This is a genomic window from Aliiroseovarius salicola, from assembly GCF_027891095.1.
GTDB classification, from domain to species: Bacteria; Pseudomonadota; Alphaproteobacteria; order Rhodobacterales; family Rhodobacteraceae; genus Aliiroseovarius; species Aliiroseovarius salicola.
Map to the genome: position 1 here is coordinate 133158 of NZ_JAQIIO010000008.1, position 10076 is coordinate 143233.

Consider the following 10076-nt stretch of genomic DNA (forward strand, 5'->3'; position numbering starts at 1 on the left):
CCCCAAATACCTTGGGGTGAATTCGCACGACACAGTCGGGTGCAGAGGGGCAAAGCCCCTACCCGCCCGCCTCTTCGATCTTCTGAACAAGCTCGTCATAATAATAGCTCTGCTCGATCAGGCCGGTGTCCCCTTCGATAAACTGTGGATCTGAGGGAAGGCATCCCAGACCACAGATCTGGTGCACCACCATCTCTTCAGTGTCGACATACCACAGCCGCCCGCCTGGCGTGGCGACCCAGCCATCAATCCCTTCAGCTTCATCCCCCTCCATGTCCTCGACCGAGGGTAGTTCATTCACATAGTTGGGCGAATAGGCTCCATGCGTATGATAAGAGGCCGTGACCAGCGAGAGCTCATCCGGGTCATCGGGCGCACAGGTCCCCTTGCGACCACGACGCGCCTTGGAAAAAGCCACCTTGCCTTCAGCATCACGCCCGATATAGCCACAGTATTCCCGGTTCTTCTCAATCGAAATCACCTGCAACTGGGCGAAGATAAGTTTTACGAGAGCCAACTCCTCAGCCCCTTGTGCCACGGTTGCATTCGCTCCGAACGGCAAGGCAAGACATAATGTACCTAGAATTCCGTAACGCCTCATCAGGTCACCTGCGTTATCTGCTCAATATCTGTCTGATCAATAGGGTCACGCTATGAGGCCCCGCCCATAGGCACAAAGTCAACCCTTCGACAGGTTTTCATCGCTGCGACCTCTGATGGCCTGTTTGACCTTTCTGATCAGGAAAGGCATCCTGCCCTGATGATTGTCGAGCACCTACAGACTCGACCAACTCATGTTCAACTTACTTCCATGTGACGAGGATCCCATGACAGTCCATATCGGAGCCGAAAAAGGCCAGATCGCTGAAACCGTGTTGATGCCGGGCGACCCCTATCGCGCCAAGTGGGTGGCGGAAACCTTTCTGGATGACGCCGAACTGGTGCATGAAGTGCGCGGCATGTTCGGTTTTACCGGTTCGTGGAAAGGCAATCGCGTGACCATCCAGGGATCGGGCATGGGAATGCCGTCCATGTCGATCTACGCCAATGAGCTTATCCGTGACTATGGAGCCAAGACACTTATTCGTATCGGGTCCTGCGGAGGCATGCAGGAACATGTGAAGGTCCGCGATGTGATCATTGCGATGACCACCACGTCGACCTCGACCCCCAGCTCGACCATGTTCCGCGAGTTGAACTTTGCCCCATGCGCAGACTATTCCCTGCTGTCCGCAGCCGTTAAAGCGGCAAAATCGGTGGATGTTGGCGTGCATGTGGGTGGAATTTATTCGTCTGACACTTTCTATTCCGAGCGCAAGGATCTGGATGAACAGATGCAGCGCCATGGGATCCTTGGCGTCGAGATGGAAGCGGCTGAGCTTTACACTCTGGCCAATCGTTACGGGGTGCGGGCACTTGGGATTATGACCGTGTCAGATCACCTTCTGACCGGCGAAGCGCTGCCCTCTGACCAACGCGAGAAGAGTTTTGGTGACATGGTCGAGATCGCTCTGAACGCAGCATTTGCATGAATGAACGGCGCGGGAAGGCTCCCGCGCCTTTACGACCTGACGGTCAACAGGCTTGGGAGTGGCTCACTTCGTGAGCCTGAGGGGCGCTGCCCCTCGCGGCTTTGCCGCACACCCCGGGATATTTGAAACCAGAAAATAGAGGGTAGGACCTCAGACCCCGTGGCTTTGATCATAGCCATTGCGCTGAGGGGAGACCCAACCTGGGAGGCTTCCCTCTTCCGGAGCAAAGACTTCGACCAGCAGCGGATAGCAGGCCGCAGTATCGGAGCTGTGTTCGGAGGAGCAATCGCCACCTGGGCAGGCCGAGAGGCCGCCCAGAAGGTCAATCTCTGCAAAGAACTCAAGATAATCTCCGGGGCGCACCGGGCTGGCCTTCATGAAATATTGTCCCGTGTCGCGGGTAAACCCTGTGCACATGAAGACATTTAATACGTCATGCACATGAGATTCGACCTCATCGCAGGATCGCCCCAAATGTTCTGCCAGAGCGCGGGTAAGGTTAGAGTGGCAGCAATGGTGATACTGCCCGCCAGAGAGCAGGTTGTTTGTATAGGGATCGCAGCGTGTTCCGATCACGTCATGCACGGACCCTCCAAAGGCGTCAAAGCCGTACCAATCCAATGTGTCCGCCGTGATCGTGGCCATTGGGCGCATATGTGGAAAGCTGGTCCAAAGACGATCACCGGTGGAAACATGTGTGCCGTGAAGCGCACGGGTTTTGCCAGAGTAGAACCGTTCGCGAACGTCATTGGCGCTCCACAGATTGAGATCCCCCACCTGCGGGCCCTCAACTGATGAAATGCGGAAGAATTGCCCTGCCGGAACAGAGAAGCATTTGGCATCCCGGGCTGGGATCAGCACCTCATCCACCTTTTGCGCTGTTGCCCGGGCCGCTCGGTAAAGATCCAGCGGTACGGGGGGCAATGTTTCTGGCGGATAACAGATCACTGGAGCGATACTTTTTCGGTTGGCGGCATCATCCGGGGCCGTATTCTCGGGTGTGTCGAGTTTCATCTCTCGCTCCTTTTGCTTATCGGCAGGAGGCCACGAGACCCGCTCGAATACAAGCCCTGACGCGCCAGTGATTTGACATAAGGTGCCGCGCCTGCCATGCGAGAATAATGGGAGAAAAGAGATGAAACTTGCCTATGTGATTGCGCCGGGGCGCGGGAAAACCAACGAACTTCTGGCTGGTGTGGCCGAGGCATTGGCCGCAAAAGGTGTACGTCTGGCGGGTACGGTGCAACTGGACACCGAGCGCGAGGAAGAATTTCACTGTGACATGGATGTGCTGGTGCTGCCCGATGGGCCGAAGATCCGCATCAGCCAGTATCTGGGCGCAGGGGCCAATGGCTGCAAACTGAACCCGGAAGCCCTTGAGCAATCTGTCGCCGCAACAGAAGCGAACATTGCCGCTGGGGCTGACCTTCTGATCGTCAACAAGTTCGGCAAGCAGGAAGCAGAGGGGCGCGGATTTCGCCATGCAGTCGGCGAAGCGTTGTCGCGTGACATGCCCGCACTGATCGGTGTGGCAGGTACCACGGTTGAGGCGTTTCGCGACTATGTCGGTGAAGCTGAAGAACTCCCCCCAGAACCAGAAGCACTGTTGGCTTGGGCACTGGAGGCTACGGGTAAATCGTAGCGAAAATTAAGGGGCGCCAATGAGGCACCCCTTGTACGTTCACGTGCGGAACACTTTGTAAATCGCCGGAATAACCAGCACGGTCAGCAGGGTCGAGCTCAAGAGCCCGAACAGAAGCGAGATGGCCAACCCTTGAAAGATCGGGTCTGCCAAAATCACCACTGCACCAATCATCGCAGCAATCGCCGTAAGCAAGATCGGCTTGAAGCGAATTGCGCCTGCCTCAATCAGGATCTCGGTCTTGTCCGTACTCGGATCAGCGTGGCGGATGAAGTCCACCAAGAGGATCGAGTTGCGCACAATGATCCCTGCCAGCGCGATAAAACCGATCATCGACGTGGCTGAGAAGGGCGCGGCAAATAGCCAGTGCCCGGCCATGATCCCGAGGAACGTCAGTGGGATCGGGGTGAGGATCACCAGCGGTAGTTTGAACGATCCGAATTGCGCTACGACAAGGATATAGATCCCGAGCAGGGCCACCGCAAAGGCGGCTCCCATGTCGCGGAAAGTGATCCATGTCACTTCCCATTCGCCATCCCATAGAAGCGTAACGGAACTTTCATCTTCCGGCTGCCCGTTCATGCGGATAATGGGTTTTGTTCCCGGTTCCCACTCCATCTGGTCGAGCGCATCCGCGACCGCGAGCATACCATAAAGCGGAGCTTCGAAATCACCTGCCAATTCGGCCTGCACCATTTCGGCTGTCCGGCCATTGTGGCGGAAGATCGGGAAACTGGCCCGTTCCTCGGCAAGCGTGATCACGTCGCCAAGCTCCACCACGCCACGCGCACCCGGCAGGGTGTTGGCAGGGATCGGGGTCGACAGGAAACGTTCATCCAGCACCCGATCCGACTTGTCGCGCTCCATCACAATCGGGACAGGATTGCGCCCGTCACCCCGGTGAGAATAGCCCACTGTATTGGCGGTATTCAGCATCGCCAGTGTCTGGAACACGTCGCCTTCCTGCACGCCATGGAATTCCAACGCATCGGTGGAAATCTCGGCACGGATCTTCCGCGGCTGCGTGCCAAAGCTGTCATCCACGTCCACCACGTAAGGCACACTTTCAAAGGCCTCACGGATTTTCGTGGCCGCCTCGCGGCGGGCTTCTGGTGTGGGGCCATAGACCTCGGCCAGAAGGGTCGCGATCACCGGCGGGCCGGGGGGCGGTTCGACGGTTTTCATCGAAGTGCCCGGCAGCAGGTCCAGTTCAGAAATCAGAGCACGGATTTCGAGCGCAATCTCATGGCTGGACCGGTCCCGGTCATGTTTCGGAGCCAGAAGGATCGCCACTTCACCCAATTGCGGCTCTTCGCGCAGATAGTAATGGCGCACGAGGCCGTTGAAGTTGAATGGGCTGGCGGTGCCAGCATGGGTTTCAACCGAGACGACCTCGGGCAGATCCATCACCAGACGCGCCACATCCTGCGCCACGGCATCGGTGGCCTCGACCGACGCCCCTTCGGGCAGGTCAATCACCACGGACAATTCCGATTTGTTGTCAAAGGGCAGGAGTTTAACCGTCACGTCCTTTGTATAAAGCAGGCCAAGAGAGCCGAAACTCAGCACAATGGCCGCTATGAGAAAGCCGAGGCTGCGTGCCTTGGTCTTAAGCACAGGTCGGGCCACGGCGGAATAGATCGCACCAAGACGACCGCCATGGCCACCTTCATCAGAGTGATCATGAGCAGGTGCGTTGCCAGCAATCTTGATCATCAGCCACGGCGTGATGATCACCGCCACGAAGAACGAGAAGATCATCGCGGCAGAGGCGTTGGCCGGGATCGGCGACATGTAAGGCCCCATCAGCCCGGACACAAAGAGCATCGGCAGAAGGGCTGCCACCACGGTCAGCGTTGCCACAATGGTCGGGTTGCCCACTTCGGCTACCGCACGAATGGCTTTGGTCACCCGGTCGGCTTTGTCTTTCATCGCCCAGTGCCGGGCGATATTCTCGATCACCACAATCGCGTCATCCACCAGGATCCCGATTGAAAAGATCAGTGCAAAGAGCGACACGCGGTTCAGCGTGTAGCCCATGATCCAGGCGGAAAAAAGCGTGAGCAGGATGGTCACCGGGATGACCACCGCAACCACGATGCTTTCACGCCAGCCGATGGCGAAGAGTACCAGGCCAACAATGGATACGGTCGCAAGGCCAAGGTGGAACAGCAGTTCGTTGGCTTTCTCATTCGCAGTTTCACCATAGTCACGGGTCACTGAAACGGTGATGCTGTCCGGGATCAGGCTGCCCTTGAGCGCCTCGGCCTTGTGCAGAACCTCCTCGGCCACCACGACGGCATTGGCCCCTGCCCGCTTGGCGATGGCAAGCGTCACCGCAGGGGTGCGGTGCAGACCGTGTTCGTCACGGGTGATCTGGCTGACGATGCTTTGGGAGGTGTCGGGAACAAAGCTCACATCCGCCACGTCGCGTACGTAAACAGCTCGGCCATCACGGGCGGTCAGCAGCAGGTTGGCAATTTCAGCCGGGGCCTGCAGGGTCTTGCCTGCCACCAGCGCAATCTGCTCGCCGTTGTCGCGGATGAGCCCAGTTGAGAACGCACGATTGGCCCCCTCCACCTTGCCCGCAAGCTGTTGCAGTGTGATGCCGTAAAGCGCCAACCGCTCCGGATCCGGTGCAATGCGGATCGCCTCATTGCTGTCACCGACGAGATAGGTCAGACCTACATCCTGAATCTTAGCCATCTCGACCTGCAATTCACGCGCCACGCGGGTGATGTCATTTGCGGTGATCTCGCCCGCATGGGGATCAGGTGTCAGCGTGAGCGACACAATCGCCACGTCATCAATGCCTTTCCCGACAATAAGCGGCTTCTGAATACCCACAGGGATCCGGTCAATATTTGCGTTCACCTTATCATGCACACGCAGGATCGCGGCATCAGACGAGGTGCCCACCAGAAAGCGCGCAGTGACCATGGCATAGTCGTCGCGGGTCGAGGAATAAACATGCTCGACCCCGTTGATGCCCTTAACGATGGTTTCCATCGGTTCGGTCACCAGCTTCATCGCATCCTCAGCCTTCAACCCCGGCGCCTGAATGTGGATATCCACCAGCGGCACCGAGATTTGCGGCTCTTCTTCGCGGGGCAGCGCGCCAAGCGCCACCAACCCCACGGCAAGCGCTGCGAGGATCATCAGGGGGGTAAGTGCCGACTGGATAAACGCCTTGGTCAGCCCGCCTGCAATTCCAAGCGGTGTATTGTGGGAATGATCACTCATGGCCGCCTCCTGCCTTTGGTTGGATCGGGTCCACAACTACGTCGCCCGGCACAAGTCCGGTGAGAATTTCGATCATGTTGACGCCGTCCAGAACCACGGTTTCTCCGGCGACAATGGTGCGTTCAATCAAGTGATCGCCAGTTTTGACGGTCACGAAATCCAATCCCATACGGGTCGCAACGGCCTCTGATGGAACGACGAGTTTACTTGAAGAAGCCACGGGCAGGCGCACCAGAACGCGCGCATCAACGAAACTGGCATTTAGCTCTGGCACCTCGACATCAGCGATCACCCGACCGTTCTCGATCTGCGGGTAAAGCTTGGCGAGACGCCCAACCTGTTCCTGCCCGTCTGCACCGATCAGGATCTCGACCCCTTCAGTCAAAACAGCTGCATGGCGTTCCGGCACGGCGAGGCGCAGGAACACGCCGCCCCCACCGACCATGGCGATCACTTCACCGGGCATCAGAACCGCCCCTTTGGTCACAGGCACGGTCAACACTCGGCCCGCGATCGGGGCCAGCACCGCGCCTTCGGCAGCTTGTTGTTCTATGACCTGACGCTCAGCCTCAGTGGCGGCAATCTGCCCTTTCACCACATCCACCTGGGTACGCAGCGCGTCCAATCGCTGGGCGGTCGCCACACCACGCTCCACAAGACTTTCACCACGTTTGAGTTCAACCTCGGCATTCTCAAGCTGGGCCGTGAGCGAGGCAAGCGTGGCATCCACAGCAATTAGACGCAGGGCGAGTTTTTCATCCGAAATAAGACCGATTTTCTGGCCTTCCTGAACCAAATCCCCTTCGCTCACCAAAATCTCGGTCATTGTACCGCCCAGACGCGCGCGGGCGGGTACGCTGTCACGGGGTTCAACCTTTCCAAACACGGCTTTCCAATCGGTCACCTCGACCGGGGTAACAGTGTAATTGATCTCGGCCATCGAAAGGGCCGGAAGCGCCAAAAACGGCAGTGTCGTAATGAAAGTGCGCAGCATGAGGGATCCCTTCCGTTCGCGTGATTGGACTTCATATGCTCTTTTTTGAATGTATTTCAACCCCTGTCTATGCGGGAGATCAATTCCAAATAAAAAAACCCACCCCGAAGGACCGTCCGGGATGGGTTATAACGCGCGACGGGACCAATCTAGCGAGTTGGAACCGGCACTTCACCGTGATAATCATAGAAGCCGCGACCGGCCTTGCGGCCAACCCACCCTGCCTCGACATATTTTACCAGAAGAGGACAAGGGCGATATTTGGTGTCTGCCAGACCGTCATGCAGGACGTTCATGATCGCCAGACACGTATCCAGACCGATAAAATCTCCCAACTCCAGCGGCCCCATCGGATGGTTCGCCCCCAATTTCATCGAGGCATCAATCGACGCCACCGACCCCACGCCTTCATAAAGCGCGTAACAGGCTTCGTTGATCATCGGGATCAGAACGCGGTTCACGATGAAGGCCGGGTAATCTTCGGCGCTGGCGGCGGTTTTCCCAAGGTTTTCGACCACACTCAACAGGCTCTGATAGGTCTCGTCCGAGGTCGCAATACCGCGAATGAGCTCAACCAGCTTCATCACTGGCACCGGGTTCATGAAGTGAAATCCCATAAACCGGTCGGGACGGTCTGTCTTTGCCGCCAACCGCGTAATGGACAGCGACGACGTGTTGGATGTCAAAATCGTGTCTGCGCCAAGCGACGGGGCAAGCCCCGCGAAAATCTGATCCTTGACCTCTTCCCGTTCAGTGGCCGCCTCGATCACAAGATCCGTGCCGCCCAGCTCCCCCAACTCGTGCGTGGTGCGGATGCGGGCCAACGCTGCCCCGCGCGCTTCTTCGGTCATGGCGCCTTTGGCCACTTGTCGAGCGGTGTTTTTCTCAACACGTCCAATCGCAGCAGACAGCGCTTCTTGTGAGACATCATTGAGAACCACGTCATAGCCCGAAGTCGCAAAGACATGGGCAATCCCGTTGCCCATCTGCCCTGCCCCGATCACGCCAACTGATTGAATGCTCATTTCCTTACCCCGCAAAGCTGTAGGCTGTTTTCACTGTGGTGTAGAACTCGGCCGCATAGCGCCCCTGTTCGCGCGAGCCATAGCTCGACCCTTTCCGCCCGCCAAATGGCACATGGTAGTCCACCCCGGCTGTGGGCAGGTTCACCATCACCATGCCCGCCTGTGAGCGGCGCTTGAATTCACGAGCATATTTGAGGCTCGACGTGCAGATCCCCGAGGACAGGCCAAATTCGGTGTCATTCGATACTGAAAGCGCTTCATCAAAATCCGCGACCTTGATGATCGAAGCACAAGGGCCAAAGATCTCTTCGCGGCTTGAACGCATTTGGTTCGTGGCCCCAACAAACATCGCAGGTGCCTGGAAAAAGCCTTCATTGTCACGGTTCAAACGTTCTCCCCCGATCACCTCAGCTCCTTCACTGCGGGCCAGATCCACGTAGCCGAGGTTGCCATTCAACTGCCCCTCAGAGACCACCGGCCCGATCTGTGTCGCCACATCCAGCGGGTTGCCCACGGTCAAAGCCTGCATTTCAGCCGCGAGCCGCTCGACGAAAGCATCATGAATACCCGCCTGAACGATGATGCGCGACGAAGCGGTGCAACGCTGCCCTGTCGAGAAAAAGGCACCATTGAGAACGGTCGACACGGCAATGTCCATTTCGGCGTCATCCATGATCACCATCGGGTTCTTGCCGCCCATCTCCATCTGCAGCTTTTTCATACCGCGCGCGGCATCAACGGCCATGTTGCGACCCACCGGTACGGAACCGGTGAAGGTGATGGCATTCACTCCGGGATGATCAACGATGGCTTGCCCCACAAGAGAGCCACGCCCCATGACGAGGTTGAACACCCCAGCTGGCACGCCCGCCTTGTGAAGGATCTCGGCCAGAAGATGCGCAGATCCCGGCGTCAGGTCCGCCGGTTTGAACACCACCGTATTGCCATACGCCAGCGCAGGTGCAATTTTCCATGCGGGGATAGCGATGGGGAAGTTCCACGGCGTGATCATTCCAACCACACCCACGGGCTCTCGCACCACATCCACATCCACATCGGGGCGCACCGAGGCAATCGCATCACCTGCCACCCGGATCGCTTCGCCAGCAAAGAACCGGAAGATCTGAGCGGCGCGAGCCGTCTCGCCGATGGCTTCCGCCAGCGTTTTGCCTTCTTCACGGGCCAGAATAGTGCCAATCTCATCCTTGCGGGCGAAGATCTCGGCAGCGACCGCTTCCAAGAGATCCGACCGCACCTGAGGCGAGGCATTTGCCCATGCGGGCAGCGCCGCATTGGCCGCAGCCACAGCATCATTGACTTGCTCAACCGATGCATGGGCGTATTCGCCAATCACATCCGAAAGGTCCGCGGGGTTGAGGTTCGGGACAGCTTCCGCGCCGTCCAGCCATTCACCGGCAATCAGGTTCTGCTTCATGGTGGCTCTCGTCATATTCATGTTGGGAGGACCTCTCGTGAGGTCTAGAAAAGGGGTGAGGAAAGCCATTGCAAAATCATGGGGAGATCAATGTCGGCTTTCCTCATGATCCGGCCGCCAAGAGGAAAAAAGCGGCCGGTCATTCTCATGCGCTTATGCGAACGCCTGCAGGCCTGTCTGCGCGCGCCCGAGGATCAGGGCGTGC

At 57.9% G+C, this 10076-nt stretch carries 8 protein-coding genes; 2 read left to right on the forward strand and 6 right to left on the reverse strand.

Annotated elements, in window-relative coordinates:
* Window positions 1–58 precede the first annotated feature (58 nt).
* Window positions 59–601 (reverse strand): DUF4329 domain-containing protein, encoded by a 543-nt coding sequence (locus O2N63_RS14330; protein ID WP_271054969.1) that lies wholly within the window; start codon window positions 599–601, stop codon window positions 59–61.
* 226 nt (window positions 602–827) lie between these two features.
* On the opposite strand from O2N63_RS14330, the gene deoD reads away from it, so the two are divergent.
* Window positions 828–1532 (forward strand): purine-nucleoside phosphorylase, encoded by a 705-nt coding sequence (deoD, locus tag O2N63_RS14335; protein WP_271054970.1) that lies wholly within the window; start codon window positions 828–830, stop codon window positions 1530–1532.
* Between the two features lie 150 nt (window positions 1533–1682).
* Here the strand turns inward: deoD and O2N63_RS14340 are convergent, their stop codons facing one another.
* A complete protein-coding gene (locus O2N63_RS14340; protein ID WP_271054971.1) occupies window positions 1683–2546 on the reverse strand; it encodes an urea carboxylase-associated family protein in 864 nt (287 codons plus the stop codon).
* Window positions 2547–2667: 121 nt separating this feature from the next.
* On the opposite strand from O2N63_RS14340, the gene O2N63_RS14345 reads away from it, so the two are divergent.
* A complete protein-coding gene (locus tag O2N63_RS14345) occupies window positions 2668–3174 on the forward strand; it encodes a DUF2478 domain-containing protein (protein ID WP_271054972.1) in 507 nt (168 codons plus the stop codon).
* Window positions 3175–3213: 39 nt separating this feature from the next.
* On the opposite strand, the gene O2N63_RS14350 is transcribed toward O2N63_RS14345, so the two are convergent.
* The 4 genes from O2N63_RS14350 to O2N63_RS14365 all read right to left on the reverse strand — a co-directional run bounded on the left by O2N63_RS14350 (window position 3214) and on the right by O2N63_RS14365 (window position 9892).
* Window positions 3214–6417 carry an efflux RND transporter permease subunit gene (locus O2N63_RS14350; protein WP_271054973.1) on the reverse strand — a complete coding sequence of 1068 codons (3204 nt, stop codon included), beginning with the start codon at window positions 6415–6417 and terminating at the stop codon, window positions 3214–3216.
* Entirely contained in the window at window positions 6410–7411 is a 1002-nt protein-coding gene (locus O2N63_RS14355; protein ID WP_271054974.1) for an efflux RND transporter periplasmic adaptor subunit, read from the reverse strand. The genes O2N63_RS14350 and O2N63_RS14355 overlap by 8 nt, the downstream gene beginning before the upstream one ends.
* A 149-nt stretch (window positions 7412–7560) precedes the next feature.
* On the reverse strand, window positions 7561–8436 hold the full coding sequence (locus O2N63_RS14360) for a 3-hydroxybutyryl-CoA dehydrogenase (RefSeq protein ID WP_271054975.1): 876 nt from the start codon (window positions 8434–8436) through the stop codon (window positions 7561–7563).
* 4 nt (window positions 8437–8440) lie between these two features.
* Window positions 8441–9892 (reverse strand): aldehyde dehydrogenase family protein, encoded by a 1452-nt coding sequence (locus tag O2N63_RS14365; protein ID WP_271054976.1) that lies wholly within the window; start codon window positions 9890–9892, stop codon window positions 8441–8443.
* Window positions 9893–10076 lie beyond the last annotated feature (184 nt).

Coding starts and splice junctions, on each gene's coding strand:
- O2N63_RS14365 (WP_271054976.1), bottom strand. CDS start 9,892: ATGAATATGACGAGAGCCACCATGAAGCAGAACCTGATTGCCGGTGAA.
- O2N63_RS14345 (WP_271054972.1), top strand. CDS start 2,668: ATGAAACTTGCCTATGTGATTGCGCCGGGGCGCGGGAAAACCAACGAA.
- O2N63_RS14330 (WP_271054969.1), bottom strand. CDS start 601: ATGAGGCGTTACGGAATTCTAGGTACATTATGTCTTGCCTTGCCGTTC.
- O2N63_RS14340 (WP_271054971.1), bottom strand. CDS start 2,546: ATGAAACTCGACACACCCGAGAATACGGCCCCGGATGATGCCGCCAAC.
- O2N63_RS14355 (WP_271054974.1), bottom strand. CDS start 7,411: ATGCTGCGCACTTTCATTACGACACTGCCGTTTTTGGCGCTTCCGGCC.
- deoD (WP_271054970.1), top strand. CDS start 828: ATGACAGTCCATATCGGAGCCGAAAAAGGCCAGATCGCTGAAACCGTG.
- O2N63_RS14350 (WP_271054973.1), bottom strand. CDS start 6,417: ATGAGTGATCATTCCCACAATACACCGCTTGGAATTGCAGGCGGGCTG.
- O2N63_RS14360 (WP_271054975.1), bottom strand. CDS start 8,436: ATGAGCATTCAATCAGTTGGCGTGATCGGGGCAGGGCAGATGGGCAAC.